We start from the raw sequence: 25022 nt of genomic DNA on the forward strand, positions 1-25022 counted from the left end.
TGGGGGGCGGGCTGGTGGCGGGCGGGGCGCGGCGCCCCCCCCCCCCCCCCACACCCCCCCCCCCCCCCCCCGCGGGGGGGGGGGGGGGGGGGGGGCTCCGACCGCGCGAGACCCGCCCGGGATGAAGTGCCCGCGTCAGGCCGTGCCGTAGAGGCGGTCGCCCGCGTCGCCGAGGCCGGGCACGATGTAGCCCTTCTCGTTAAGCCGCTCGTCGAGAGCGCCGAGCACGAGGGTCACGTCGTGTCCTTCGACCTGCTTCTCGATCGCGGCGACGCCCTCGGGCGCTCCCAGCAGGCAGATCGCGGTGACGTCCTGCGCGCCGCGGTCGAAGAGGAAGGTGATGGCCGCCCCGAGGGAGCCGCCCGTGGCCAGCATCGGGTCCAGCACGAAGCACTGCCGGTCGCTGAGATCGTCGGGCAGGCGTTCCGCGTATGTGGTGGGCTCGAAGGTCTGCTCGTCACGCACCATGCCGAGGAAGCCGACCTCGGCCGTGGGCAGCAGCTTCACCATGCCCTCGAGCATGCCGAGACCGGCGCGCAGGATCGGCACCACGATGGGACGCGGTTCGCTGATCTTGACCCCCTGGGTCTTCGTCACCGGCGTCTGGATCTCGATGGCGTCGACGCGCACGTTCCGGGTCGCCTCGTACGCCAGCAGAGTCACGAGTTCTTCGGTGAGCTGGCGGAACACCGGCGACGAGGTCTGCCGGTCGCGCAGCACCGTGAGCTTGTGGGTGATGAGGGGGTGGTCGGCGACGTGGACACGCATAGGCTCAAGGCTAGCCGCTCGAATCGAGCCCTCCACCCTCGTCTTCCGGGAGAGCACCGTGACCCCCGCCGCTGCCGACCTCGCCGCGATGCAGCGCGCCCTCGCGCTGGCCGGGACGGCGTCGGTGCATGACGACGTCCCCGTGGGGGCGGTCGTGCTCGACGCCGAGGGGCGCGTCGTCGGCGAGGGGCGCAACCTGCGGGAGATCACGGGGGACCCCACCGCGCACGCCGAGGTGGTCGCGCTCCGAGAGGCCGCGACTCTTCTGGGGACGTGGCACCTCGCCGGGTGCACGCTCGTGGTGACTCTCGAGCCGTGCGTCATGTGCGCGGGGGCGATCCTGCAGGCGCGGGTGCCGCGGGTGGTGTTCGGATCGTGGGATGCCAAGGCGGGCGCGGCCGGCTCGTTGTACGACGTCCTGCGCGACCGGCGTCTGCCGCACCGGGTCGAGGTGGTCGGCGGGGTCGCCGAGGAGGCGGCATCCGCTCTGCTGCGGGAGTTCTTCGAACGTCGACGGGACTGACGCGCCCGGGACGACGGGCGCTCAGCGCGGCAGGAGCGGCAGCAGGTCGGTGCCGATCTCGTCGGCGTGCTCGACGTCGCGCAGATCGAGCAGTTGGAAGTAGACGCGGTCGGCGCCGATCGCCCGGAGGCGCTCGACCTTGTCCGCGATCTGCGCGGCGGAGCCGATGAGGTTGGCGCCGTTGTCGAACTGCTCGCGCGTCTGCCCGATCGCGGCCGCCCGGCGTTCGATGGTGCGATCGTCGGCGCCGAGGATCGTCGGCAGCGCGACCGAGAACTTCAGCGTTCCGGGGTCGCGCCCGGTGCTCTCGCACGCGGCCCGCACGACGGCGAACTTCTCGGCGACGACGTCCTCGGCCACGAACCCGATGTTGTACTCGGTCGCGAAGCGGGCGGCGAGGGCCGGGGTGCGCTTCGGGCCGCCGCCGCCGACGATCACCGGGACGGGTGATTGCACGGGCTTGGGCAGTGCGGGCGCGGCATCCAGGCGGTAGTGCGCGCCCTCGAACGAGAAGGTCTCGCCGGCCGGCGTCGACCACAGGCCCGTCACGATGGCCAGCTGCTCCTCGAGCAGGTCGAAGCGGCGCGACGGGAAGGGGATGCCGTACGCGGCATGCTCCTGCTCGAACCAGCCGGTGCCCAGGCCCAGCTCGACGCGGCCGCCGGACATCGCGTCGACCTGAGCCACCTGAATGGCGAGGATGCCGGGGACACGGTACGTGACCGAGGACACGAGAGTGCCGAGCCGGATCCGCGAGGTCTCTCGGGCGAGGCCGGCGAGGGTCGTCCAGGCGTCGGTGGGGCCGGGGGTCGGATCGCCCTCGCCCATGCGGAGGTAGTGGTCGGAGCGGAAGAACCCGTCGAGGCCGTGCGTCTCGGCCGAGCGGGCGAAAGCGAGCTGGTCGTCGTACGAGAACCCCTGCTGGGGCTCCGTGAACAGGCAGTACTCCACGACGGTCGCCTCAGTCCGCCGAGCGGAGGATGATCGCCTCGGTGGGCGGTGCCGGGTCGGCGGGCCGGCCGACGTACCCGATGTGCGTGAGAAGGGCCTGGCGGAACTGCGCGGGTCGCTCGAGGTGCGGCGCGTGTCCGGCGCCCTCGACGGCGATCTCGGTCACCTCGCCGCCCGCGGCGGCGTATGCGTCGAGCACGTCGCGCGTCTGCGACACCATCGGCTGCGCCGGGGCGACATCCTCACCGGGCCACCCCGGCACGATGCCGAGGGCTCCGAGGTGGTTGATGTCGTAGAACGAGGCGTCGGAGACGATCGCGTCGGCCGTGCCGTGGATCCACAGGATCGGGGGCTTCGCGGCCAGGTCGACGATGCCGGAGACGTCGAAGTGTCGGGGTGCGAGCGTGTTCAGCACGCCGATGGTGCCGGCGGCGAAGCCGGGCCAGTTCGGCGACGGCACGGAGTCGCCGGGGTAGTTCCCGCCGGCGGTGGAGGTCGTGAGCATCGACTCGACCCACACGTCCTCGTGGTCGCTCGTGTACCCCGGTGCGACGTAGCCCGAGCGGAACACCGAGCGCGGCGACGTCGGCGCCTCCGTGGACGTGTCGTGGTCGATGAGGCGCTGGACGAAATCGGGGTTCGCGGCGCCGGCGCCGGCACCGGCGTCGTCGTCGGTCAGGCGCGTTCCGTCGCGGCGCGTGCCGCCGAACCCATAGGGCGATACGGGCGCTTGCAGCGTGAGCGAGAGGACGGGGTGGTCCAGGGCGTACTGCAGCACCACGCCGCCGCCCAGGGACCAGCCCACAAGGTGCGCGGTGGGGATGCCGAGCGCTTCGAGCGCGGCGTGCAGATCGTCGCTGAAGTCGCGTACACCGCGCGTGGCATCGATGGGAGCGTGCTCGGTGCCGCCGAAACCGCGCAGGTCGACCGCGAGCACCCGGAGGTCGCTCGGCAGATCCTGCATGATCTCCTGCCAGAACAGCGAGGAAGAGACGTTGCCGTGGACGAAGACGACCGTGTGGTCGGGCACCGTGGCGGGATCGTCACCCGCGCGCTCGAGCACATTGACGCTCAGCCGACCGGTCTCGACCAGGCGCGAGGTGATGCCGTCGAAGAGAGTCATGGGGTCCTCCGTGTCACTCTCGCCCGCTCCGGCACGGGCGCGTTTCGACTCTAACGCGCGCCCCTCCGCGCCGCACTCAGGCTTCGTAGACTTGCAATCATGACGGATGCAACTTCCTCCCTGCCCGCAGTCGCCATCCTCGGCGCCGGTTCCATGGGAGGGGCGATCCTGCGGGGCCTCGTCGCGGCGGGTCTCACGGGCGGCGGCATCACGGCGACGAACCGTTCGGCCGCGAAGGCCGAGGAGCTCGCGGGGCTCGACGGCGTGACGAGTGTGGCGCTGGAAACGGAGCCCGACGGCAACGTTCGGGCGGTGGCATCCGCCGACATCGTCCTCATCGGCGTCAAGCCGGCCATGGTGCCCGACCTGCTCGATGACATCGCCCCGCACCTGCGCCCCGGGACGGTCGTGGTGAGCCTTGCCGCCGGTGTCACGCTCGAGACCTTCGCCCGCCACCTCGGCGAGGGCGTCGCGACGCTGCGCTCGATGCCGAACACGCCGTCCCTCGTCGGTCAGGGAGTGACCGGGCTCGCGGCAGGCCCCGCGGCAACTCCCGAGGACGTCGCCGTCGTCCGTGCGCTCTTCGAGACGGTGGGTCACGTCGTGGAGGTGCCCGAGGCGCAGATCGATGCGCTCTCGACCATCTCGGGTTCGGGTCCCGCTTATGTCTTCCTCCTCGTCGAGGAATTCACGAAGGCCGCCGTCCGCATGGGCTTCGACGGCGACGCCGCGCGCCTCCTGGCCGAACAGACGTTCATCGGGGCGACGGCGCTTTTGGCATCCGCCGATGTCGATCCGGCCGAGCTGCGTCGCCGGGTCACGAGCCCCAAGGGGACGACCGAGCGCGCGATCGCGGTGCTGCAGAACGCGCGCCTCGACGACACGTTCGCCGCTGCCGCCGAGGCCGCTCTCGCCCGCGCGAAAGAACTGGCCGCCGGAGCCTGACGTGCTGCTGCGGTTCGAGGGCGAGATCTGGTTCTGGCGCGGGCCCGCGCCGTTCCACTTCGTCACCGTGCCGACCGCCGAGGCGGCCGCGATCGCCGAGGTCGCTCCGGTGGTGACCTATGGATGGGGCATGATCCCCGCGGCGGTGACCATCGGCGACACGCGCGTGACGACATCGCTCTGGCCGAAGGACGGCGCGTACGTCGTGCCGATCAAGAAAGCGCTCCAGGATGCCGAGCACCTCGGCGTCGGCGACACCGTGACCGTGGAGCTGGCGATCGACGCCTAGGCGCATCCCCTCCCCGGACATAAACGCTTTCCGCGTTCATAAACGCGCTCCGCACGCGTTTTTCGGCGCCGATCGCGTTTATCGATGTCGTGCGGGTGGGGGATCACCGCGGAGAGCGGGCTCAGCGGTCGAGGGCGGCGAACCGCTCGATGTCGCGGTTGGTCCCCGAGACGATGATGAGGTCGTGGTTTGTGACCACGGTGTTCGCCTCCGCGTAGCGGAAGGGCCGGCCCGGGCTCTTCACTCCGACCACGGTGACGTTGTACTTCGTCCGGACACCGGACTCGTTCAGCCCCACGCCGCGGACGAGCTTGGGCGGGTACATCTTGGCCAGCACGAAGTCGTCGTCGAAACGGATGAAATCGAGCATGCGGCCGCTGACGAGGTGGGCGACGCGCTCGCCGGCCTCGGCCTCGGGGTAGATGACGTGATTGGCGCCCACGCGCGCGAGGATCTTGCCGTGCGACTGCGAGACCGCCTTCGCCCAGATCTGCGGGACCTTCAGGTCGACGAGGTTGGCGGTGATGAGGACGGATGCCTCGATGAGAGACCCGACGGCGACGACGGCGACCTGGAAGTCCTGAGCGCCGATCTGGCGCAGGGCGTCGATGTTGCGGGCGTCGGCCTGCACCGCGTGCGTCACACGCTCCGACCACTTCTGCACCAGCTCGAGGTTGCCGTCGACGGCGAGCACTTCGCGATCGAGCCGGTCCAGTTCGCCGGCGCACGCCGCACCGAAGCGTCCGAGGCCGATCACCAGGACGGGCGCGTCGCTGCGAATCCGTTCAACCAACGATCGGCCTTTCGACGGGCAGCGCGTACAGCTGCGAACGGGACGAGGCCGCGACGGCCGCGGCGAGTGTCACAGTACCAATGCGTCCCATGAACATGGTCAGTGCGAGGACGTAGACCGCCGGGTCGGGCAGTTCCGCGGTCAGGCCGGTGGACAACCCCACTGTCGCGAAGCCCGAGATGACGTCGAAGAGCACGTACTCGATGGGGGCGTCGGTGATGCGACTGATCGTGACCGTGGACAGCGCGACGATCGTCGCCCCCCAGGCCACGACCGACAGCGCCACGCGCTGCACGTCGCTCGGGATGCGTCGGCCGAACGCCTGGACCGAGGGGCGGCCCTTGGCCTCCGACCACACGGCGAGGGCGAGCACCGCCAGCGTGGTGACTTTGATCCCGCCCGCGGTGGATGCCGAGCCGCCGCCGACGAACATGAGCATGGATCCCACGACCAGCGTCGCACCGTTGAGGTCGCCGACCTCGACGACGGAGAACCCGCCCGAGCGTGTCATGGCGGAGAGGAAGAAGGCCTGGAACGTCGTGTCCCACGCGTCCATGCTCCCGAAGGTCAGGGGGTTGTCGTATTCCAGCAGGAGAATGACACCGGCGCCGGCGAAGAACAGCACGATCGTCGTGATGATCGTCAGCTTCGCGTGCAGTGACCACAGCCGGAACCGCCACCAGTGCCGCCACAGCGTGAAGATCACCGGGAATCCGATCGACCCGAGGAAGACGCCGATCATGAGCACCGTGAGCAGGTAGTAGTCCTGCGCGAAAGGGGCCAGCCCCTCGGCGTTCGGGACGAACCCGGTGTTCGTGAAGGCCATCGCCGCGTAGTACGGCGCCTCCCACAGGGCGACCACGGGGTCGATGCCGCCGATGATGAGCGAGGGGTAGATGAGGACCGCGAGGACGGCCTCGATGACGAGGGTCGACAGCGCGACCGTGCGCAGCAGCTGGCCCACCTCGCCGAGCCGGATCGTCTGGCCCTCGTTCACGGGTCCGCCGTGGACACGGAGCGGATTGCTGTCGCCGGCGGCGATGAGCTTGGCGCGCAGCCCCAGCCGCTTGGAGATGACGAGGCCGAGGATCGACGCGAGGGTCAGCACCCCGAGCGCCCCGACGTTGACGCCGACGTAGGTGATGGCGCGACCGAGCGGCGACCAGTCGCTGTACATGTTGACCGTCGACAGACCCGTCACGCAGATGGTCGAGACCGCCGTGAAGAGGGCGTCGGCCAAGGGGGTCCGCTGCCCGTCGGCGGCGGCGGCCGGCAACGAGAACAGCGCGGTGAACAGCAGGATGAGGATGACGAACACCAGCACCGCGAATCGCGCGGGGGATGCCGTCGTCAGATCCCGCAGGCCGTCCCATGCGCGATAGGCGATGCGCTGTACGCGCATCGACATACGCACCTCGTCGGGCGTCGCCGCCATGCGTCGCTCCCTTCGGGCCAGCACCGGAATCATGGTACTCGGGCTGGACCGCGGCTAACCTGATGCCATGGCGGACATCTTCGACGTGATCGCTGACGGCACGCGTCGCGACATCCTGCAGCTTCTGTTGGACCGTGCGACCGGGGGAGAACGGGGCACGAGCGTTTCGCAGATCGTGCACGCGCTGGGCGTCAGCCAGCCGACGGTGTCCAAGCACCTCAAGGTGTTGCGCGAGGCCGAACTGGTCTCGGTCCGTGAGGAGGGGCAGCACCGGTACTACAGCCTGGCGGTCGCACCCTTGGACGAGGTGGATGACTGGCTCGGTCCCTTCTTCTCGATCGACGTCGAGAACGAACCGGCTCTCCCCGAGTCCGCGGTCCATGCCGCCGAGGTCGTCGGCCGCGCGGCGGCTTCGGTGAAGCATTCCGTGACATCGGCGCTCCGCAAGCTCCCGGGTCGCTGAGTCCCGCACGCCCGAGGGCGGCGGCATTCCCCGTCACATCCGTCACTCAAGCCCCGACGGTTTACAGCCGTCGCGCGCAGACCCTAGAGTGTGTCGACATCAGGGTGAAGTCCGCCCGCGGCGAAGGGTGATCGATGGCAGAGCTGCCCGACGTGCGTTTCCTCACGGTCGCCGAGGTCGCCGACCTCATGCGGGTCTCGAAGATGACCGTCTACCGGCTCGTCCACGCGGGCGAGCTCCCCGCCGTGCGGTTCGGCCGCAGCTATCGCGTGCCCGAATCGGCCGTCGCCGAGCTCGTGCAGCGTCCGGTCTCCGACGTCGGCTAGACTGGTCCGAGGCCTTTTTCCAACGCCTGCCCGTTCCCGGGAGCCGACATCGGCACCCAGACCCCGACTTAGTGAGGTTTTCCGTGGGTTCTGTCATCAAGAAGCGCCGTAAGCGCATGGCGAAGAAGAAGCACCGCAAGCTGCTTCGCAAGACTCGTCACCAGCGTCGCAACAAGAAGTAAAGCGACCACCACACCGAGCGCCTGTCTGCTGACGGGCGCTTCGTGTATGCGGCATCCGTTCCCTTCGTCTCCGAGGAGCAAGAATGCAGTCCATCTCGGTCCATGACCTGCACGCCGGACGCGACCGTCCGCTCATCGACGTGCGCGAGGTCGACGAGTTCACCGCCGGGCACGTCCCCGGTGCGGTCAACCTTCCGATGTCGACTCTCGGCGAGAACCTGCACATGCTCCCCGAAGGCGCGTTCGACGTCATCTGCCAGGCGGGCGGGCGTTCGGCGCGGGTCGTCGAGGCGCTGTCCGCGCGCGGCCACGACGCGACCAATGTCGAAGGCGGCACGGGCGAGTGGATCGCCTCGGGCTACGACGTCGAATCCTGACCCCCAGGCGCCCTCCTAGGATGGAGGGGTGACGACCCTGACGCTCATCGGCAAGACCGACTGTCACCTGTGCGACGTGGCAGAGCAGATCGTCGAGACCGTCGTCGCCGATCTCCCGTCCGAGGTCGCCGCTCGGGTCGTCATCGAGCGGGCGTCCATCGCCCAGGACGCCGCGCTCTACGAGCGGTGGTGGGAGAAGATCCCCGTCGTCCTCCTCGATGGTGAACTGCACGCGCACTGGCGCGTCTCCGCCGATCGCCTGCGTGCCGCGCTCCTGGCGGCCGATCTCGAAGGAGCTTCCGCGTGAGCATCCGTCACATCGTCCTATGGAAGCTCGCGGCCGACGACGCGGACACGCGTGCGCTGCACGCCGAGCAGATCGAGGAGCGCCTGCTCGCGCTCCGCGCCGAGATCCCGGAGATCCTGCACCTCGAGGTCGGCCGGAACGTCGCCTACCCCCAGACGAACTGGGATGTCGTCCTGGTCAGCGAGTTCGCGGACGTCGACGCTCTCGAGCGCTACCAGGTCCACCCCGCGCACCAGGAGGCCGGGGCGTTCGTCCGCTCGGTGGTGTCCGAGCGCGCGGGGATCGACTTCCCCGCCTGAGCCTCCGCCTCAGCCCAGCGGGCGCGTCGTGACCGGAACCGGGGCGAGCGCGATCCGCACGCGGGCGTGATCGTCGAGCCGGTCGGTGACGGCGTGATCGACCTGCACGAGACTCCCATCGGTGGTGCGCACGAGCGAGCGCCGCACGCTTCCCAGGAACGTGCTCTCCTCCACGACGGCATCCATTCCGGGGGCATCGGATGCCACGAGCACGACGTTCTGCGGACGCACCAGCACCTCGCAGTGACCGTCGTGGGCCGGGCCGGCCAGGGGGACGTGCTGCCCCCAGACATCCACGACCGCACCTTCGACGATGCCGGGAACGGCGTTGACCGGTCCGAGGACGGCGGCGACCGCGGGTTCCGCCGCACGTGCGTAGACCTGTTCGGGGGAGCCCTCGGCGGCGACGCGGCCGCGGTGGAGGACGACCACGCGGTCGGCGACCGCGACCGCCTCGGCGGTGTCGCGGGTCGCCCACAGGGTGGTCGTGCCGCGGCGACGGAGCTCCCGCACCACGGCGTCCCGCACTCGTTCCCGGGCGGAGGTGTGCAGGAAGCTCAGGGCGTCGTCCAGCACGAGCGCGCGAGGGCGGGCGAACAGGGCCCGCGCGATGGCGAGGCGCTGCCGGTCGCCCCGGGAGAGCCGACGTGCCCGCTCCTCCCGGTGCTCGAGGCCGACGAGGTCGAGGAGCCGCTCCATTTCTTGGTGCGCTTCCGCGTGGGCGCGTTGCGCTCGCGGAACGATGGTGTCGCGCGCGCGGCGCCAGCGGGGTGAGAAGCGGTGGGGGACAGCGACCACGGGGGGCGCGTCCGGCCGCGTACGTCCGTCGATGCGCACCTCGCCGCGGTCGGGGCGTTCGCGCCCGGCCACGATCCTCGCCAGGGTCGATGCCCCGCACCCGGATTCGCCGACGACGGCGACGATCATGCCCGCGGGCAGTTCGAGGTGGATGTCGTCGAGCACCGCGGTGCCCTCGCGACGACGCCCGATCCCGTTCAGCCGAATCGGCCAGCCCGCGCGGGGTGGACCGTCCACCGGGACGGTGCGCACGGCGCTACCTTCGACCATGACGACACGCTATGAGCCCGGGATGGCCCTTCCCGGCCCGGAGAGTGAACCCCGGGGGTCGGGCCGGCGAAATCAGGGGGCCAGGCGCGTCGGTCCGCGGAACAGGTAGGTGACCTCGCGGATCGACGACTCACCGAGCAGCAGCATCAGCACGCGGGCGAGGCCCATGCCGAAGCCGCCGTGCGGCGGGGCGCCGAAGCGGAAGAAGTCGAGGTAGAAGTCGAGGTGCTCGGGGTCGAGCCCCTTCTCCTTCGCCTGCTCGACGAGGACGTCGACGCGGTGCTCGCGCTGCGCGCCGGTCGTGATCTCGACACCGTTGAACAGCAGGTCGTACGACTTGGTGAGCCCGGTCTCGGGGTCGCGCATGTGGTAGAAGGCACGGATCTCGGGGTGGTAGTCCGTGATGAACACGAACTGGTGGCCGTAGGTCTCGCCCACGTGCGCCGCGATCTGCCGCTCGCCCTCGGGGTCGAGATCCCCGTCGGTGCGCGGGATCTCGTATCCACGGGCAGCGACGATGTCGCGGGCCTCGGCGAGAGGGATGCGCGGGAAAGGCAGGCTTGGCACCTGGACGTCGACGCCGAAGAGTTCCTGGATCTCGTCGCCGTGCTTGTCCTTGACCGCCTGGATCGCGGTCTGCAGGAGCTCTTCCTGCATGCGGGCAACGTCCTCGTGCGAGTCGATCCAGCTGATTTCGGCGTCGACGGAGGTGAATTCCGTCGCGTGGCGGCTCGTGAACGAGGGGTCGGCGCGGAAGGCGGGGGCGATCTCGAAGATCTTGCCGAAGCCGGCGACCTGCGCCATCTGCTTGAAGAACTGGGGGCTCTGCGCGAGGTACGCGGTCTTGTCCTCGAAGTAGGGCACCTCGAACAGCTCGGCGTTGGATTCCGACGGGGATGCCATGAGCTTGGGCGAGTGGATCTCGATGTAGTCGCGCTCCACCCAGTACGTGCGCATCGCGTGCTCGAGGGTGGTCTGCACCCGGAAGATGAGGTTGTTGCGGCGCTGGCGCAGGTCGAGGAAGCGCCAGTCCATGCGCTTGTCCAGACCGCTGTCGGCGGCGATCGGCGTCTCGGGGTTCGCGGCGGCGGCGATCTCGAGCTCGCCGATCCTGATCTCGACACCGCCGAGCTTCACGCGCTCGTCGTGCTTGAGCTCGCCGTGCACGGTGAGGAAGGTGCCGTTGGCCAGGGCGCCGATCGTCTCGGTGAGCGCGAGGGCCGTGGCATCCTGCTCGCCGGCGTCTTCGGACGGACGGGTCGCCGGGTTGACCAGCTGCACGGCACCGGTCTCGTCGCGCAGGACGACGAACTGCACCTTCTTCTGATCGCGCACGGTCTCGACCCAACCGGACACCGAGACGGGGCCCGCGGGGAGGGATTTCAGCTGCTGCACCAGGACGCGTTCGCTCACGAGAAGCCAGTCTACGTGCGGGCGCGGGCGGCCTTTGCGCCTCAGCGACCGGAGCCGGCGGTCAGGCCCGCCTTGACGTGACGCTGGGCGGCGAGGATGACGACCAGCGCCGGCACGCTCGCGATCAACGAAGCGGCCATGGTCGCGGCCCACGTGTTCAGGTTCGAGTTCGACAGCGCGAGGATCAGCACCGACATGGGGTACATCTCGTTGCGGTTGACGAGGGTCAGGCCGAACAGCAGATCGCCCCAGCTGAAGAGGAAGGCGAACACCCCGGCGGTCACGATCGCGTTGCGCGAGAGCGGGACGACGATGCGCCACAGGGTGCCGACCGGGCCGAGACCGTCGACCGTCGCCGCCTCGATCACCTCGGTGTCCAGGCGCAGCATGAACGCCCGCATCACGATCACGGCGAAGGGCACGCCCGCGGTGGAGTTGGCGAGGATCAGCCCGATGAAGGTGTTGAGCAGCCCCCAGGAGTTGAACATCGCGTAGAAGGATGTGGCGAGGACGACGCTCGGGATCATCTGCGCCAGCAGCAGCAGGATGAGGGCGATGCTCACCGCGCGGGAGCGGAGGCGACTCAACGCGTAGGCCGCGGGGATCGCGACCAGGAGGGTCACCAGGACCGAGCCGAGCGAGACGAGGACCGAGACCCGCAATCCGCCAATGCCCGCGTCGTCCAGGGCCTTCTCGTATCCGCCGAGTCCCGGTGCCGCGGGGAACCAGGCCGTGTCCGCGGAGTTCGCGGAGGGTTGGAGCGACGCCGACACCATCCAGTAGACCGGGAAGAGGTAGACCGCAAGAACGATGACCGTGACCACGGTCCACGTCCAGCCGCGTCTGCGGCGGCGGGCAGCGACGGGGGCTGCGGCCGGCTCGGGCGTCGCCGTCGCGGGGGCGACGGGCAGGGTGGCGGTCATTCGTCACGCTCCCGGCGCATCGACATCACGGTGTAGGCGATGGCGAACAGGATGCTGATGCCCAGCAGCAGCATCCCGTACGCTCCGCCCAGTCCGAACTGGAACTGCTGGAAGGCCTGCCGGTACGACAGGAGTCCGAGGGTCACGGTGCTGTTCGCGGGGCCGCCGGCGGTGAGCACCAGGACCAGGTCGACGATGAGCAGCGTGTAGACGACGCTCATGACCACGAGCACCGAGATCACCGGCCAGATGGTCGGCATCACGATCGAGAGAAGGCGGCGCCACGCCCCGGCGCCGTCGAGCTGCGCGGCCTCGAGCTGCTCCGCGGGCACCTGCTTCAGCGCGGCGCCCAGGATCGTGGCCCAGTAGGGCAGGCTCGCCCAGACGGCGACGACGATGACCGCAGGCAGGGCGGTGGCGGGGTTGGCCAGCCACGGCTCGACCGGGATGCCGATCGAGGAGAGGACATCGTTGATCGGGCCGTCGCCGGCGAGCAGCGACTTCCAGACCGTGGCGACCACGACGGCCGGGAGCAGCCACGGCAGAAGGATGAGGGTCGGCAGCCAGCGGCTGCCGGGGAAGCGTCGGGCGAACAGGAGCGCGAGAGCGAGGCCGAGAACGAGTTCGACCGCGACCGAGACGACCGTGATGGCGAGGGTGTTCGCGAGGGCGCGGAAGGTCACCGGCTCCGCGAGGATCGCCTCGAAGTTCGCCGTTCCCACGAAGGGCGCGCGGCCGGTGATGAACGTTCCCGTCGTGAAGGTGGTCGTGCTCATGTACACGCCGTACCCCAGGGGGAACAGGAAGAACACGACGAAGAACACGATGGCGGGGGAGAGGAATCCCCACAGCTCACCGCGCTGCCGCGCCGCGAGAGAACGCCGGAACCGGCCGGGGGAGCGGACCCCCGGCCGGTCGGTCGACGTCAGCGTGTCCGCCGTCACTGGCCGCTGGCCTGCTCCAGTGCGGCCTGCGCCGTCTGCCCGCCGACGGTCGCACTCTGGATGGCGTCGACGTACTGCTGCTGCAGGGTGTTCCACTCCGTGCCCAGCTCCGCGGAGTTGTACGCGCCGTCGACCGCGTCGACGAACGGGGCCGCCGCGGGCACCTGCTCCACGAAGGCCTCCTGCGCGCTCTGCAGCGCGGGGATGTACCCGCCCTGGACGGCGGTCTCGATCTGGTTCTCCTCCGAAGCGCGGCACTGCACCAGGGCGGCCGCTGCGGCCTCCTTCTGCGCGTCCGCATTGGCGGCGACGCCGTACGCGTAGCCGAGCAGGTTCACCTGCGGCGACTCGCCCGCCTCCGCGGTCGGGAAGGGGAACGTGCCCCACTCGAACGGGATCGAGGTATCGACGAGGTTCCAGGGACCCGACACCGTCAGGGCGGCGGAGCCCGACGTCCACTGGTCGATGGAGTCCCAGCCCCAGTTGACGAACTCCGACGAGAGGGAGCCACTGTCGACGAGCTTCTTGTACAGGTCGACCGCCTCGACCGCGCCCGCCCCGGTCGGGTCGGCGGGGTCGCCGCCGGCCGAGAGGAGGAACGGCAGGAAGTACACCGGCGTCGAACCGTCGCCGCCGATTCCCGGCAGGACGATGCCCTTCTGCGTCGGGGTCGTGAGCGACTCCGCCAGCGCGACGAGATCGTCGAAGGTCTCGGGAGCGGTCTCGGCGACTCCCGCCGCGGCGAAGGCGGCCTTGTTGTAGAAGACGGCGTAATCCTCCACCTGCACGGGCAGGCCGTACAGCGTGCCGTCGTAGCGGCCGAGGTCGGCGGCGCTCTCGGCCAGACCGTCGGTGCTGACGTCGTACTGACCCAGGTCCGCGAGGACCCCCTGCGACGCGAGCTGGGGCAGCTGCGTGTCGGTGGAGAGCAGCGCGACGTCGGGCAGCGACTTCGCGCCGGCGGCCTGCAGCAGGCGTGTGGTGTAGTCGCCCGACTGGGTCTGGACGTCGACGGTGATGCCGAGGTCGGCGGCACAGGATTCGAAGTACGTCTTCTGCAGTCCCTGGTACGGCTCGAAGTCGATGTTGTTCCACACCGTCAGCTCGACGCCCTCGAAGCCGTCCGTGGCGGCGGGGGTCGAGGAACCGCCCGCGCAGGCGGTGAGCGCGAGGACGGCGGTGAGCCCGGTCGCAGGCACGGCGATGCGGCGCAGGCGAGAGATGGATGCCATGGGTCTGTCCGTTCCCGACGACGCCGTGGCGCCGGTCGACGTGTGCTGTGGGGGAGGCGGGTCGGGAGCTACCCGCGTCATGGCTCACTCTGGGGCGTCCACGTGACGAACAGGGAACGAACGTGTCACGCGATGTAACGCCGCGCCGTGTCGGCGTGGGGGAACCGGCAGGGTGAGAGCGTCCCCTTCTTCCGCCCGAGGAGCATTCATGGCATCCGTCCCCCCTTCCGTCCGCCGCGTCCTCGTCGACACCGACACCGGTCTCGACGACGCCCACTCGCTGATGTACCTGCTGGCGCAGCCGGACGTCGAGATCGAGGCGATCACGACGATCTACGGCAACACGCCGGTCGAGGACTCGGCGCGGAACGTGCGGACGGTGCTGCGGCTGGCCGGTCGCGAGGACATCCCGATCCACCTCGGCGAGGCGACGCCGTTCGAGGGCGAGGCCTCGATCGCCGACTTCGTTCACGGCACCGACGGTCTGGGCGATCGTTTCGAGCGCGCCGAGCTGCGCGTGGAGGACGAGAGCGCGGTGGATGCCATCGTGCGCATCGCCGCCGAGCACCCCGGCGAGGTCGACCTGCATCCCCTCGGGCCGCTGACGAACATCGCCCGCGCGCTCGAGCGCGACCCCGACCTGTTCCTGAAGTTCCGCTCGGTCGTGATCATGGGCGGCGCGGGTCCGTACCCGGCACCGGGGGGAGCGACCCTGACGGATGCCAACACCGCCAACGACCGTCGAGCGGCCGAGATCGTCTTCGGGGCGCGCAACTCCGGCAACGTGGTCATGGTGGGCGTCAACGTCACCGCGAAAGCCATCCTGGACGAGCACGTGCTCGCCGTCCTGCGCGGAGCGGGCAACCCGTGGGCGGAGTTCGCCGGCGAGGTCCTCGACGCCTACAACGACTTCTACCAGTACAAGTGGGGGCGTCGGATCTCGTCGGCCCATGACGGCCTCGCGACCGTCGTACTCCATCGTCCCGAGATCGTCACGGGCTGGATCGAGGGGCCCGTGGACTACACGCCCTACGGCGGTTCGCTGGCCACTCGCGTCGCACTGACCCACGACGGCCTGCCCCTGGTGTGGGGGACACCGGCAGGTCCTTCCGTCCGCGCCGTCACGGCGTTCGACGGCACCGAGTTCCTGCGGCGGTTCGTCCAGGCGCTGTCGACCGGCCCGGCACCGCGGGACCGATGACGCCCGGGGTGCTCCGCCGACCGTGAACCCCGGGGCGTCACACCCCGGCAGACGACCGATCGTGCCCGGGCGTGCGCGTCCAGCGCTCGCGGCCGCCGACCACGGTGAGGGATGCCTCGTCGGGCCCGGCCTCGACGAGCTCCGCGAGCGCGTCGCGCGCGGTGGAGGCGGACACGGGGAACACCGCCAGGTCGGCCCGTGCGCCCGGGCGGAGCGCCCCGGTGTCGGCATCCATTCCGAGCGCGTGCGCGCCGCCGATCGTCGCGGCCGCGAAGAGCCGTGCGTGGAGGTCGTCGCCGGTGTATCCCTGGGCGCGGGCGATGTCGTGGAGCGCGGCCACGTCGTGCCACGGCGAGAGGCTGGGCGAGGACGACAGCGAGTCGGTGCCGACCGCGATCGCGTTCCCCTCGCGCAGGTACGCGGCCACGGGTGGCGCGTCGAGCCCGATCACGGCGTTCGAGCGGGGACACAGGGCGACGCTGACACCGCGTGCGCGCAGCAGCGCCCGGTCGGCGGCATCCACGTAGATTCCGTGCGCGAGGTGTGTGGAGGGGTTCAGGGCGCCGAGGTCGTCGAGGTAGCGGATGACCCCGGTGCCGGCCCCGCCGTCGCGGAGCAGCGCGAACTCGCCGCGACCGTTGGCGCGCCAGCGTTCCGCGAGATCGCCTGTGCCGGAGCGGACGTACGCGTCCTCCCACGCCGACTCGGCGGCGTGGATGTGCTGGCGCACGCCGAGTTCCGCGGACAGGCGCGCGAGGTCGCGGATGACCGCGGTGTCGAGCGAGTAGATCGCGTGCGGGGAGAGTCCGGTCGCGGGAGTGGCGGGGAGGGCGGCGAGCTGTGCCCGCACGGTGCGCTCGCCGCGCTCGCCCCAGGCCCGCTCGGTCCACCCGAGGACCTCCCAGAACGCGATGCCGTGGAGCCCGGCGTCGTGCACCGCCGATCCCGCGGCGGCGTCGGTCACGATTTCGGCGACGGTCGTCGTTCCCGAGCGCAGGGCGAGCGCGGCTCCCGCGGCGGCCGACGCACCCCAGTCCCGCGGCACGGGGTAGAGCTCCATGAACGCGCTCATCCACGCTTCGAAACCGGCGTGCGCGGCGAGACCGACCGCGGCCATGTCGCTGTACTGCAGGTGGGTGTGGGCGTTGACCAGACCCGGTGTGAGCGCACCGTCCCATTCGTGCACCACCGCGCCCGGCCCGACACTCGCGAGGACCTCGTCGGCGGAACCGACGGAGAGGATGCGGCCGCCCGCCACGGCCACGGCACCGTCCGTCACCGCGGCGGCGCCGGGCGACAGGACGAACCGCGCGCGGTGGACGACGACCGTCACTCCTCGTCCTCCTCGGGATTCCACGCGGCCAGGAACGCCCGCTGCGCCGCCGACGGCGCGTCCAGCGTCCCGCCGAAGGAGGCGAGGGCGAGAGCGGCCACCTCGTCGTCGGCGGCGCGCGGCAGCTCGTGCACGCCCGCGCCGAGGGACGGGGTGGACAGCACGTGGGCGACCGAGGCCAGCTGGACGCCGAACGAGAGGTCCATGATCTCGACCGGATTGCCCTCGGCGGCGCTGACGTTGAGGCAGTTGCCGTCGTCGAGCACGCGCACCTCGGCTCCACTCGGCATCCGCAGAACCGACACCGCCCCGTCGCGCGCGACCTCGACCGCCCCCGCGGCCCGCGCGGCCGTGAGCGCGATCTCCTGGCCCACGCCGCCGCCCACGGCGACCACCGCGCCGCTGCGCAGCGCGTCGAGGTGGGCGACGTCGATGGAGTGACGGATGCCGGTGGCCGAGATGACGATGTCGGCGTGACGAACGGCTTCGGCGAGGGTTCGCACCTCGAAACCGGCGAAGGCGGCCTGCAGCGCGGCGACCGGGTCGGTCTCGGTGACGACGACGCGCGCGCCGAGAGCGGCGGCGTGCTGGGCGATCCCGGTGCCGACGCGACCGAAGCCGACCACGACCACCGTCGCACCGAGGAACGAGCGGTCGGCCACGTCGGCCACGGCGAAGACGACCGACTGCCCGGTGCCGTGCATGTTGTCGAACAGGGACTTGGAGCGGGCGTCGTTCGCGGCGACGACCGGGATCCGCAGCGCGCCTTCGACCTCCATACGCCGAAGGGGACGCACACCGGAGGTCGTCTGCTCGGTGGCGCCGCGCATGTCGGCCACCACATCGGGGCGCTCGAGGTGGGCCAGCCGGATCGTGGACGCCCCGTCGTCCACGATGACGTCGGGCCGGTGGGCGAGAAGCGCCAGGGCGTTCGCGCGGTCCTCGGCGCTGTCGGCATCCGCCCGTGCGTACACCGGCAGACCGGCGTGCGCGAGTGCGGCCGCCACGGCGTCGTCGGTGTTCCGCCCGGCCGAGGTGACCGTCACCTCGGCGCCGGCCTCGGCGAGAGCGAGCGCGACCGTCGCCGTCTTGGGCTCGAGGACGTCCGAGACGCCGATCCGGACGCCCGCGACGGTGCCATCGCGGCCGAGACGCGCGGCGAGAGCCGTGGTCACCGGCATGTGGGCGCGAGCCCACTCGATGCGGTCGTGCCCCTCGGGCCACAGGCCCGCGTCGGCAATGCGGCCCGTCACGGCGTCACCGCCGCGGCGAAGGCGCCGCTGTCGCCGTCCGGGCCGTCGTCGACGATCAGCGCGGCGACGAGCGCGTCGGCCAGACGTCGTTGCGCCGCGGTGGTCGGCTCGGTGTCCGCGGGGAGCGGAGAGGGCATTTCCACGAGCGTTCCTCTCGGTGTCGTGCCGACGTGCGCGCGCGGAGACGGCAGGGAGGCGGCCGTCGTCGGTCGGGGTGCGGCATCCGCGACGATGCCCGCGAAGTCGAGAGCCGAGACACCGTCGTGTCCGACACCGGTGAGCAGGGTGAACGCGGTGGTGCCGGCGGTGGACACCGGCTCCACGCGAACTCCGTCGAGCCGCGCGGCGAGAAGTTCCACGGGGTCGTCGGTCGCCCGCACGACCGCGGCGCCCAGCCGCCGCAGGGCGGTCGTCAGGACGGGGGCGAGCGCTCCGTCGCCGACGACGCGCACGGTGGCTCCGGCGAGGGTGAGGTTGGTGCGGGAGGAGAGGGCGAAAAGCACCTGCTCGGCGCGCACGTGCGCGTACAGGATGCCGAACGCCCGCGACGTGAGCGGGTCGAACGCCGCCGGGTCGTGGTCGATCCGGAGATCCCACGTCTCGCGGAGGGCCTCACGAAGGGTGAGAGGAAGGGCGGGCAGCGGGCCGCCGTAGGCGACGGGGGAGGGCGGCAGCGATCGCGCACCCAGGAGCTCGCGCGTGATCGGGAACCCGCCCTCGAGCCCGACGGGGGCGGCAGAGGAGGAGGACGACACGGCTCGAACGTAGGACCCGGGCACCCTTCCGCGCGAATCGGGGCCCCGGCATCCCTAGGATGTCGCCCGTGACCTATTCCCTCTCCCCGGAGTCGTACCGGATGCTCCGGCCCGAGCGGCCGCAACGGCCTGCGCGCCGGGGATGGGATCTCGCCCTGACGATCGTTCTGCTGGTCCTGCTCCCGCTCGTCGCGATCGCGGGCTCCTACGCGGGCTTCTTCCTCGCGTTCGCCTCGGACGCCTGCGGCGCGGCACGGTGCGACTTCGGCGTCATGAACTTCGGGCTGTGGTTCGCGGTCATCGCCCCCTGGGTCGTGCTGCTCCTCACGGTCGTCGCCGCGATCGTGCGCCTCGTGCGTCATCGCGTGACGTTCTGGGTTCCGCTGGTGGGGGCGGTCCTCATCACGGCCACGTGGTTCGTGGCCGCGGCGATCGTGAGCGCCGGGGTCTCCACGACCTGACGCGCTCACAGGTCGCGCCGAGGCGACACCCGTAGGCTTCGGGCGGACGTCCGGACGGGCGGCCGATCACCGAGCGCGAAGGCACCCGATGACCGACACCACCCTCACGCACGCGTCCGCGGTATCCTCCTCGGGCGACACGTCGTGGCTCACGTCGTTGGCCGACTGGACCGTGTCGCTCATGGAGATCATCGGTCCCGTGGGCGCCGGTGTCGCGATCGCGCTGGAGAACCTCTTCCCGCCGCTGCCGAGCGAGGTCGTGCTGCCGATGGCGGGCCTCACCGCCAGCCGGGGGTCGTTCACGCTGTTCGAAGCGCTGTTGTGGACCACGCTCGGCTCCATCGTCGGCGCCTTCGCGCTCTACGGACTGGGCCGGTGGCTCGGCGCCGCGCGCCTGCGCGCGTTCGCCGCGAATATGCCGTTGCTCCACCCCGAGGACGTCGACCGCACCGTGGCCTGGTTCGAGCGCCACGGCGGCAAGGCCGTGTTCTTCGGGCGCATGGTGCCGATCTTCCGCAGCCTCATCTCGATCCCCGCCGGGGTGGCGAAGATGCCGCTGTGGCGGTTCGGTCTGCTCACCGGCGCCGGCAGCCTGATCTGGAACACCATCTTCGTCCTCGCCGGGTACCTGCTCGGCGAGAACTGGCACGTCATCGAGCAGTACGCCGACATCCTGCAGTACGTGGTGATCGCCGCGGTGGGCCTCGGCATCGCGTGGTTCCTGTACACCCGGATCCGCTCGCTCCTGGAAGCGCGCCGCGGCGCCTGAGCGCCCGTGCTCGCGGATACGACGCCGTCGAACCAACGGCGCCGCCCGCTCAGCCGGCCCACAAGACCCGCCCGTAGACTGGTGACGTGCCCGCCGACCGCCTTCATCTCGTGCGCCACGGGGAAGTCCACAACCCCCGTCGTGTGCTCTATGGCCGGCTCCCCGGATTCGGGCTGAGCGTCGATGGCCGCCGTATGGCCCGCCAGGCCGCGGACTACGTGCACGGCCTCCAGCGGCCCGTCGGGGCTCTCGTCGTGTCGCCGCTGCAGCGCACGCGCGAGTCCGCCGAACCGTTCGTCGAGCTCTTCGGAATCGAGCCCTTCATCGACGACCGCGTGATCGAGCCGACCAACGTGTTCGAGGGGCGACGGATGAAGCGCGCCCTGGCAAACCCGATCAACTGGCGCCACCTCTCGCGCCCGGCGGTGCCCAGCTGGGGCGAACCGTACGAGCGGATCGTGGCCCGCATGACCGAGGCCATGACCGACGCCTGGGAGCGCGTTCCCTCGGGCGATGTCGTCGTCGTCTCGCACCAGCTCCCCATCTGGGTCACGCACTTGGCCCTCTCACGCCAACCCACCCGCCACGACCCCCGCAAGCGCCGCTGTGCGCTGTCGAGCGTGACGAGCTTCGAGCGGCGAGACGGTGCCGCCGGGACCTCGCGCTGGGTCGAGGTGGCGTACGCCGAGCCGGCCGCGACGGCCGGAGCCGTCGACGTAGGAGCCGTCTGATGCGCCGAATCCTCTCCGCCGCCGCGGTCGCGATCCTGGCCGCCGGCTTGGCCGCCTGCGGTGCCGACCCTCTCGCCGAGCAGTACCGCGCCGGTGACAACAAGGGCTTCATCGCGGCCAACGGCTTCCAGACCCAGGAGATCGCGCCCGATCAGCGGGGAGAAGCGGTCGACTTCGCCGGGACCCTCGACAACGGGTCGCCCGTTTCCAGCGCCGACTTCGCGGGACAGGTCCTCGTGGTGAACTTCTGGTACGCCACGTGCGGCCCGTGCATCATCGAAGCGCCCCGTCTCGAACAGGCCTTCCAGACGTTCGAGGGTCAGGACGTGGAGTTCCTCGGGATCAACACGTACGACCAGCCCGCCACGGCGCTGGCGTTCGCCCGCGACAACGGCGTGTCCTACCCCAGCGCCATGGCGGTGGGCGACGCGGAGCTCAAGCTCGCTTTCGCCGAGAAGACACCGATCAACGCCACGCCGACGACGCTCGTGCTCGACCGGCAGGGGCGCGTCGCCGCCCGCGTGATCGGTGAGCTGCCCGAGGCATCCATCCTCGAGGCGATGGTGCGCACGGTGCTCGCGGAGAGCGCGTGAACCCCGGAGCTCTGGTCTTCGACGGGGCGCTGTGGCTCGCGATCCCCGTCGCCCTCGCCGCGGGCCTCGTTTCGTTCCTGTCGCCGTGCGTGCTTCCGCTCGTGCCGGGCTACCTCGGCTTCATCGGCGGCGCCGTCGCGCCGCGCGGGGGGTCGGCATCCGCCCCCGGCCGCTCCCGACTGGTCTTCGGCACCCTGCTCTTCATCGCCGGGTTCACGCTCGTGTTCATGGCGGTCAACGTGTTCGGCGGCACCGCCGGCATGTTCTTCCTGCGGTACGCCGACACGATCACCCGCATCATGGGTGTCGTGATCATCCTGCTCGGGCTGGTCTTCATCGGGCTGTTCGGTCTCGCGCAGCGGTCGGTGCGCCTGCAGGCGCGCGGCAACCTCGGGCTGGTCGGCGCTCCGCTCCTCGGCGTCGCGCTGGGCGTGGGGTGGACCCCGTGCATCGGGCCGACGCTCGCGGCGATCCTCTCGGTGTCGTACAACCTGGGCGACCCCGGTCGGGCGGCACTCCTCGGCTTGGCGTACTCGCTGGGCCTCGGCATCCCGTTCCTGCTGCTGGCGCTCGGCTTCGGATGGGCGTCCCGTTCGGTGGCCTTCGTCCGTCGGCACATCCGCGTCGTCAACCTCATCGGCGGCGCGCTGCTGATCGTGCTGGGCCTGCTGATGGTCACGGGCGTGTGGGGTTCGTGGATGTCGAACCTGCAGGGGGTGATCGGCAATGTCCAGCTCCCGCTCTGATCGAGGGAACACCGTGACCGAACCCGCCGACGGCGTACTCCGTCCGTCCGACCACGCCGACTCGGCGGCGCCCTCCGGTGAGGAGATCTCCTCCCCGCGCCTGGGCGTGGTGGGGTGGCTCCGGTGGGGGTGGCGGCAGCTGACGAGCATGCGCACCGCGCTCGTGCTGCTGCTGCTCCTCGCGATCGCGGCGGTCCCGGGCTCGCTCGTGCCGCAGCGCAGCGCCGACCCCAACGGCGTGACGCAGTACTTCCGCGACAACCCGGATCTCGCGCCCGTCCTCGACAACCTCAGCCTCTTCGACGTGTACACGTCGCCGTGGTTCTCGGCGATCTACATCCTGCTGTTCATCTCCCTCATCGGGTGCGTTCTGCCGCGCACCAAACACCACGCCAAGGCGCTCCGTGCGCAGCCTCCGCGCACGCCCGCGCGGCTCGCGCGGCTCGACGATCACCGCGTCGCGTCCGTTCCGGTGCCGGAGGGGCAGGATGCCGACGTCGTCGCCGCCGCGGCGGTCGACAGTGCCGCGGCGCAGCTGCGCAAGGCCGGGTACCGCGTGGCGCGTTACGACGGGCGCGGGGCCTTCTCGGTGTCGGCGGAGCGCGGGTACCTGCGCGAGACCGGAAACCTCGTCTTCCACGCCGCTCTCGTCGGTGTGCTCATCGCGGTCGGTGTCGGTGGCGGCTTCACGTACACCGGTCAGCGCGTTCTCGTCGAGGGGCAGGCGTTCACGAACAGCCTCCTCGACTACTCCTCGTTCAATCCCGGTCGTTTCGTCGACAGCAACGCCCTGGCCCCGTACTCGATGACGCTCGATCGTTTCGACGTGAGCTACGTCCCGCCCGGGCAGCCCGGCTCGGGCCAGGCCGGCGACTTCGCCGCCAACGTCACCACGATCGCTCCGGGCGGCGACCGCCGCGAGGGGCAGATCCGCGTCAACCATCCGCTCGACGTGCAGGGCGATCGCGTGTACCTGCTCGGCAACGGCTACGCGCCCACCGTGACGATCCGCAACGCCCAGGGCGAAGAGGTGTTCCACGACTCGGTGGCCTTCCTGCCTCAGGATGCCAACATGACCTCGCTCGGTGTGATCAAGGTCGCCGACGGTCTGCCCGACCAGCTGGGTCTCGTCGGCTTCTTCTACCCGACGATGGACACCCTCGACACGGGGGCGCTCACCTCCACGTTCGGTGGCCTGGAGTACCCCGTGCTCACGCTGCGCGCCTACTCGGGCGACCTCGGCATCGACGGCGGGACACCGCGGTCGGTGTACACGCTCGACACGAGTGAGATGACCCAGATCGCGGGCGGCGACAGCGGCACGCCGGCATTGCGCCTCATGCCGGGCGAGACGCAGGACCTGCCCGAGGGCCTCGGAACCATCACGTTCGAGAACGAGGCGCCCGCGGGGGCGGCGGGCTACCAGGACTCGGTCAAGCGCTTCGTGTCGCTGTCGATCCACCGCGACCTCGCGGGTCCGTGGGTGCTGGTCTTCGCCACGCTGGCCACGCTCGGGCTGCTGGCGGCACTCTTCGTCCCGCGTCGGCGCATGTGGGTCAAGGCCGCAGCGGACGGCGACACCGTGCGCATCGAGTACGCCGCCCTCGCCCGCGGCGAAGACCCCACGCTCGCCGCCGCGCTCGACCAGGTGGTCGAACGGCACCGTTCCACGCTCCCGGCCCCCGACGACCAGAGCCGCCCCGACACCGGAAAAGTAGACTGACATCATGCCCGGAACCGACCCGCTCGTCCTCGACGAGATCTCCCTCCTGCTGGTGTGGACGGCCGTCGCGATCTACGTGCTGGCCTTCATCGCCTACGCGATCGATCTCGCCCGCCGATCCGACCTGGCCCTCAAGGCCAAGGACGAGATCGTCGCGCGCGAGCTGGTCACCGCGGGTGGCGGCGGTGTGATCGACGCCGCCTCGCCGTCGGCGGCATCCGGAACCTCACCCGCCCGGCCGCGGTACCTCTGGGCCCGCATGGGCACGGCGCTCACGGCCCTCGGCTTCCTGTTCCACCTCGCCGCCACGGTGCTGCGCGGTATCGCGGCCGAGCGTGTGCCGTGGTCCAACATGTACGAGTTCGCCCTCACGGGTGTGCTGCTCGTCGTCGCGGTCTACCTCGCTGTGCTCACCCGGTACGACCTGCGCTTCCTCGGCTCTCTCATCACGGGTCTCGCCGTGGTGCTGCTGGGCGGGGCGACCCTGGCCTTCCACGTCGAGGTGGTGCCGCTCGCGGACCCGTTGAAGTCGGTGTGGCTCGTCATCCACGTGTTCGTCGCGTCGCTGGCCACCGCGCTGTTCGCCCTCGCCTTCGGGCTGTCGATCATGCAGCTGCTGCAGGCGCGCCGCGAGCGGAAGCTCGCCGCGGCCGCCGCCTCCCCGGACGCCGCGGCGCCGCGCCGCAGCTTCCTGCAGACCCTGCCGACGGCGGATGCGTTGGAGTCTCTGGCGTACCGCTTCGCGATCGTCGGGTTCATCTTCTGGACATTCACTCTCATCGCCGGTTCCATCTGGGCCAACGACGCGTGGGGCCGGTTCTGGGGCTTCGACACCAAAGAGGTCTGGACCTTCGTGATCTGGGTGCTGTACGCCGGGTACATCCACGCTCGCGCGACCCGCGGCTGGCGCGGCACCCGTTCGGCCTGGCTGTCGATCATCGGCTTCGCCGCGGTGCTGTTCAACTTCACGATCGTCAACGTCTTCTTCAAGGGTCTGCACGCCTACTCGGGTCTGACCTCCTGACGCGTCGCCCGCGCGGGCGACGCGTCAGGAGGTCAGACCCGAGTAGGCGTGCAGACCCTTGAAGAAGACGTT

The 25022-nt window shown here is 70.7% G+C and carries 29 protein-coding genes and 1 pseudogene; 17 read left to right on the plus strand and 13 right to left on the minus strand.

The window, feature by feature from the left end:
• Nucleotides 1-135: 135 nt before the first annotated feature.
• The gene (gene upp / locus MHY30_RS13065; RefSeq protein WP_239277333.1) at nt 136-768 is read right to left on the minus strand and encodes a uracil phosphoribosyltransferase; all 633 of its coding nucleotides are present in this window, start codon (nt 766-768) and stop codon (nt 136-138) included.
• A gap of 88 nt (nt 769-856) precedes the next feature.
• Here upp and tadA point away from each other — a divergent pair, with 88 nt between their 5' ends.
• On the plus strand, nt 857-1291 hold the full coding sequence (gene tadA, locus MHY30_RS13070) for a tRNA adenosine(34) deaminase TadA (protein ID WP_239277360.1): 435 nt from the start codon (nt 857-859) through the stop codon (nt 1289-1291).
• A gap of 21 nt (nt 1292-1312) precedes the next feature.
• Here tadA and MHY30_RS13075 read toward each other — a convergent pair whose 3' ends face one another.
• Nucleotides 1313-2242 (minus strand): LLM class F420-dependent oxidoreductase, encoded by a 930-nt coding sequence (locus MHY30_RS13075; RefSeq protein ID WP_239277334.1) that lies wholly within the window; start codon nt 2240-2242, stop codon nt 1313-1315.
• A gap of 10 nt (nt 2243-2252) precedes the next feature.
• A complete protein-coding gene (locus tag MHY30_RS13080; RefSeq protein ID WP_239277335.1) occupies nt 2253-3365 on the minus strand; it encodes an alpha/beta hydrolase in 1113 nt (370 codons plus the stop codon).
• A 99-nt stretch (nt 3366-3464) separates the two neighbouring features.
• On the opposite strand from MHY30_RS13080, the gene proC reads away from it, so the two are divergent.
• On the plus strand, nt 3465-4310 hold the full coding sequence (gene proC / locus MHY30_RS13085) for a pyrroline-5-carboxylate reductase (RefSeq protein WP_239277336.1): 846 nt from the start codon (nt 3465-3467) through the stop codon (nt 4308-4310).
• Nucleotide 4311: 1 nt separating this feature from the next.
• Nucleotides 4312-4599 (plus strand): DUF1905 domain-containing protein, encoded by a 288-nt coding sequence (locus MHY30_RS13090; RefSeq protein ID WP_239277337.1) that lies wholly within the window; start codon nt 4312-4314, stop codon nt 4597-4599.
• Nucleotides 4600-4720: 121 nt separating this feature from the next.
• Here the strand turns inward: MHY30_RS13090 and MHY30_RS13095 are convergent, their stop codons facing one another.
• Together MHY30_RS13095 and MHY30_RS13100 are read right to left on the minus strand one after the other, a co-directional pair.
• A complete protein-coding gene (locus tag MHY30_RS13095; RefSeq protein WP_239277338.1) occupies nt 4721-5392 on the minus strand; it encodes a TrkA family potassium uptake protein in 672 nt (223 codons plus the stop codon).
• Nucleotides 5385-6800 carry a TrkH family potassium uptake protein gene (locus tag MHY30_RS13100; RefSeq protein WP_374204614.1) on the minus strand — a complete coding sequence of 472 codons (1416 nt, stop codon included), beginning with the start codon at nt 6798-6800 and terminating at the stop codon, nt 5385-5387. The genes MHY30_RS13095 and MHY30_RS13100 overlap by 8 nt, the downstream gene beginning before the upstream one ends.
• A gap of 94 nt (nt 6801-6894) precedes the next feature.
• On the opposite strand from MHY30_RS13100, the gene MHY30_RS13105 reads away from it, so the two are divergent.
• The 6 genes from MHY30_RS13105 (at nt 6895) to MHY30_RS13130 (ending at nt 8781) form a co-directional block, all read left to right on the plus strand.
• On the plus strand, nt 6895-7290 hold the full coding sequence (locus tag MHY30_RS13105; RefSeq protein ID WP_239277339.1) for a helix-turn-helix transcriptional regulator: 396 nt from the start codon (nt 6895-6897) through the stop codon (nt 7288-7290).
• Nucleotides 7291-7424: 134 nt separating this feature from the next.
• Nucleotides 7425-7616 (plus strand): helix-turn-helix domain-containing protein, encoded by a 192-nt coding sequence (locus MHY30_RS13110; protein WP_239277340.1) that lies wholly within the window; start codon nt 7425-7427, stop codon nt 7614-7616.
• Between the two features lie 83 nt (nt 7617-7699).
• Nucleotides 7700-7798 carry a 30S ribosomal protein bS22 gene (locus MHY30_RS13115; protein WP_003792170.1) on the plus strand — a complete coding sequence of 33 codons (99 nt, stop codon included), beginning with the start codon at nt 7700-7702 and terminating at the stop codon, nt 7796-7798.
• An 83-nt stretch (nt 7799-7881) separates the two neighbouring features.
• Nucleotides 7882-8175, plus strand: a complete 294-nt coding sequence (locus MHY30_RS13120; protein WP_239277341.1) for a rhodanese-like domain-containing protein — start codon at nt 7882-7884, stop codon at nt 8173-8175.
• Nucleotides 8176-8203: 28 nt separating this feature from the next.
• Entirely contained in the window at nt 8204-8482 is a 279-nt protein-coding gene (locus MHY30_RS13125) for a glutaredoxin family protein (protein ID WP_239277342.1), read from the plus strand.
• Nucleotides 8479-8781: a Dabb family protein gene (locus MHY30_RS13130; RefSeq protein ID WP_239277343.1), complete on the plus strand. Its 303-nt coding sequence runs from the start codon at nt 8479-8481 to the stop codon at nt 8779-8781. Before MHY30_RS13125 ends, MHY30_RS13130 begins: the two co-directional genes overlap by 4 nt.
• 9 nt (nt 8782-8790) lie before the next feature.
• Here MHY30_RS13130 and MHY30_RS13135 read toward each other — a convergent pair whose 3' ends face one another.
• The 5 genes from MHY30_RS13135 to MHY30_RS13155 all read right to left on the minus strand — a co-directional run bounded on the left by MHY30_RS13135 (nt 8791) and on the right by MHY30_RS13155 (nt 14361).
• Nucleotides 8791-9849 (minus strand): ATP-binding cassette domain-containing protein, encoded by a 1059-nt coding sequence (locus MHY30_RS13135; RefSeq protein WP_239277344.1) that lies wholly within the window; start codon nt 9847-9849, stop codon nt 8791-8793.
• Between the two features lie 72 nt (nt 9850-9921).
• The gene (aspS, locus tag MHY30_RS13140; RefSeq protein WP_239277345.1) at nt 9922-11262 is read right to left on the minus strand and encodes an aspartate--tRNA(Asn) ligase; all 1341 of its coding nucleotides are present in this window, start codon (nt 11260-11262) and stop codon (nt 9922-9924) included.
• Nucleotides 11263-11303: 41 nt separating this feature from the next.
• Nucleotides 11304-12185, minus strand: a complete 882-nt coding sequence (locus MHY30_RS13145) for a carbohydrate ABC transporter permease (RefSeq protein WP_239277346.1) — start codon at nt 12183-12185, stop codon at nt 11304-11306.
• Nucleotides 12182-13129 (minus strand): carbohydrate ABC transporter permease, encoded by a 948-nt coding sequence (locus MHY30_RS13150; protein ID WP_239277347.1) that lies wholly within the window; start codon nt 13127-13129, stop codon nt 12182-12184. The genes MHY30_RS13145 and MHY30_RS13150 overlap by 4 nt, the downstream gene beginning before the upstream one ends.
• On the minus strand, nt 13126-14361 hold the full coding sequence (locus MHY30_RS13155) for an extracellular solute-binding protein (protein WP_239277348.1): 1236 nt from the start codon (nt 14359-14361) through the stop codon (nt 13126-13128). Before MHY30_RS13155 ends, MHY30_RS13150 begins: the two co-directional genes overlap by 4 nt.
• Nucleotides 14362-14569: 208 nt before the next feature.
• On the opposite strand from MHY30_RS13155, the gene MHY30_RS13160 reads away from it, so the two are divergent.
• Entirely contained in the window at nt 14570-15562 is a 993-nt protein-coding gene (locus tag MHY30_RS13160; RefSeq protein ID WP_239277349.1) for a nucleoside hydrolase, read from the plus strand.
• Between the two features lie 37 nt (nt 15563-15599).
• On the opposite strand, the gene MHY30_RS13165 is transcribed toward MHY30_RS13160, so the two are convergent.
• From MHY30_RS13165 to MHY30_RS13175, 3 genes are read right to left on the minus strand one after another with little or no spacing between them, the layout of a single operon-like run.
• Nucleotides 15600-16895, minus strand: coding sequence for an amidohydrolase family protein (locus MHY30_RS13165; protein ID WP_239277350.1), 1296 nt, complete (start codon nt 16893-16895; stop codon nt 15600-15602).
• Complete coding sequence (locus MHY30_RS13170) at nt 16892-18148, minus strand: adenosylhomocysteinase (RefSeq protein ID WP_239277351.1); 1257 nt, start codon at nt 18146-18148, stop codon at nt 16892-16894. Before MHY30_RS13170 ends, MHY30_RS13165 begins: the two co-directional genes overlap by 4 nt.
• A complete protein-coding gene (locus MHY30_RS13175) occupies nt 18145-18903 on the minus strand; it encodes a hypothetical protein (RefSeq protein WP_239277352.1) in 759 nt (252 codons plus the stop codon). The genes MHY30_RS13170 and MHY30_RS13175 overlap by 4 nt, the downstream gene beginning before the upstream one ends.
• Before the next feature lie 35 nt (nt 18904-18938).
• Between MHY30_RS13175 and MHY30_RS13180 the strand changes: the two are divergent.
• The 7 genes and pseudogenes from MHY30_RS13180 to ccsB form a co-directional block, all read left to right on the plus strand.
• Nucleotides 18939-19364, plus strand: a pseudogene (locus tag MHY30_RS13180) (hypothetical protein); the annotation flags it as partial.
• Between the two features lie 88 nt (nt 19365-19452).
• A complete protein-coding gene (locus MHY30_RS13185) occupies nt 19453-20133 on the plus strand; it encodes a DedA family protein (RefSeq protein WP_239277354.1) in 681 nt (226 codons plus the stop codon).
• 86 nt (nt 20134-20219) lie between these two features.
• The gene (locus MHY30_RS13190) at nt 20220-20864 is read left to right on the plus strand and encodes a histidine phosphatase family protein (protein ID WP_239277355.1); all 645 of its coding nucleotides are present in this window, start codon (nt 20220-20222) and stop codon (nt 20862-20864) included.
• Nucleotides 20864-21457 (plus strand): TlpA disulfide reductase family protein, encoded by a 594-nt coding sequence (locus MHY30_RS13195; RefSeq protein ID WP_239277356.1) that lies wholly within the window; start codon nt 20864-20866, stop codon nt 21455-21457. The genes MHY30_RS13190 and MHY30_RS13195 overlap by 1 nt, the downstream gene beginning before the upstream one ends.
• Entirely contained in the window at nt 21454-22203 is a 750-nt protein-coding gene (locus MHY30_RS13200; protein WP_239277357.1) for a cytochrome c biogenesis CcdA family protein, read from the plus strand. Before MHY30_RS13195 ends, MHY30_RS13200 begins: the two co-directional genes overlap by 4 nt.
• Nucleotides 22184-23926 (plus strand): cytochrome c biogenesis protein ResB, encoded by a 1743-nt coding sequence (locus MHY30_RS13205; RefSeq protein ID WP_239277358.1) that lies wholly within the window; start codon nt 22184-22186, stop codon nt 23924-23926. Before MHY30_RS13200 ends, MHY30_RS13205 begins: the two co-directional genes overlap by 20 nt.
• A 4-nt stretch (nt 23927-23930) precedes the next feature.
• Complete coding sequence (ccsB, locus tag MHY30_RS13210; protein WP_239277359.1) at nt 23931-24950, plus strand: c-type cytochrome biogenesis protein CcsB; 1020 nt, start codon at nt 23931-23933, stop codon at nt 24948-24950.
• The last annotated feature ends 72 nt before the right edge of the window (nt 24951-25022 follow it).

Origin of the sequence: Microbacterium sp. ACRRU (assembly GCF_022346945.1) — a bacterium.
Taxonomy (GTDB): Bacteria; Actinomycetota; Actinomycetes; order Actinomycetales; family Microbacteriaceae; genus Microbacterium; species Microbacterium mcarthurae.

What these genes read in the sequence shown, in the direction of transcription:
- proC (WP_239277336.1), top strand. Translation starts at nt 3,465, where the DNA reads ATGACGGATGCAACTTCCTCCCTGCCCGCAGTCGCCATCCTCGGCGCC.
- MHY30_RS13100 (WP_374204614.1), bottom strand. Translation starts at nt 6,800, where the DNA reads ATGTCGATGCGCGTACAGCGCATCGCCTATCGCGCATGGGACGGCCTG.
- MHY30_RS13155 (WP_239277348.1), bottom strand. Translation starts at nt 14,361, where the DNA reads ATGGCATCCATCTCTCGCCTGCGCCGCATCGCCGTGCCTGCGACCGGG.
- MHY30_RS13110 (WP_239277340.1), top strand. Translation starts at nt 7,425, where the DNA reads ATGGCAGAGCTGCCCGACGTGCGTTTCCTCACGGTCGCCGAGGTCGCC.
- ccsB (WP_239277359.1), top strand. Translation starts at nt 23,931, where the DNA reads ATGCCCGGAACCGACCCGCTCGTCCTCGACGAGATCTCCCTCCTGCTG.
- MHY30_RS13185 (WP_239277354.1), top strand. Translation starts at nt 19,453, where the DNA reads ATGACCGACACCACCCTCACGCACGCGTCCGCGGTATCCTCCTCGGGC.
- MHY30_RS13205 (WP_239277358.1), top strand. Translation starts at nt 22,184, where the DNA reads ATGTCCAGCTCCCGCTCTGATCGAGGGAACACCGTGACCGAACCCGCC.
- MHY30_RS13160 (WP_239277349.1), top strand. Translation starts at nt 14,570, where the DNA reads ATGGCATCCGTCCCCCCTTCCGTCCGCCGCGTCCTCGTCGACACCGAC.
- MHY30_RS13135 (WP_239277344.1), bottom strand. Translation starts at nt 9,849, where the DNA reads ATGGTCGAAGGTAGCGCCGTGCGCACCGTCCCGGTGGACGGTCCACCC.
- MHY30_RS13105 (WP_239277339.1), top strand. Translation starts at nt 6,895, where the DNA reads ATGGCGGACATCTTCGACGTGATCGCTGACGGCACGCGTCGCGACATC.
- upp (WP_239277333.1), bottom strand. Translation starts at nt 768, where the DNA reads ATGCGTGTCCACGTCGCCGACCACCCCCTCATCACCCACAAGCTCACG.
- MHY30_RS13195 (WP_239277356.1), top strand. Translation starts at nt 20,864, where the DNA reads ATGCGCCGAATCCTCTCCGCCGCCGCGGTCGCGATCCTGGCCGCCGGC.
- tadA (WP_239277360.1), top strand. Translation starts at nt 857, where the DNA reads ATGCAGCGCGCCCTCGCGCTGGCCGGGACGGCGTCGGTGCATGACGAC.
- MHY30_RS13120 (WP_239277341.1), top strand. Translation starts at nt 7,882, where the DNA reads ATGCAGTCCATCTCGGTCCATGACCTGCACGCCGGACGCGACCGTCCG.
- MHY30_RS13145 (WP_239277346.1), bottom strand. Translation starts at nt 12,185, where the DNA reads ATGACCGCCACCCTGCCCGTCGCCCCCGCGACGGCGACGCCCGAGCCG.
- MHY30_RS13080 (WP_239277335.1), bottom strand. Translation starts at nt 3,365, where the DNA reads ATGACTCTCTTCGACGGCATCACCTCGCGCCTGGTCGAGACCGGTCGG.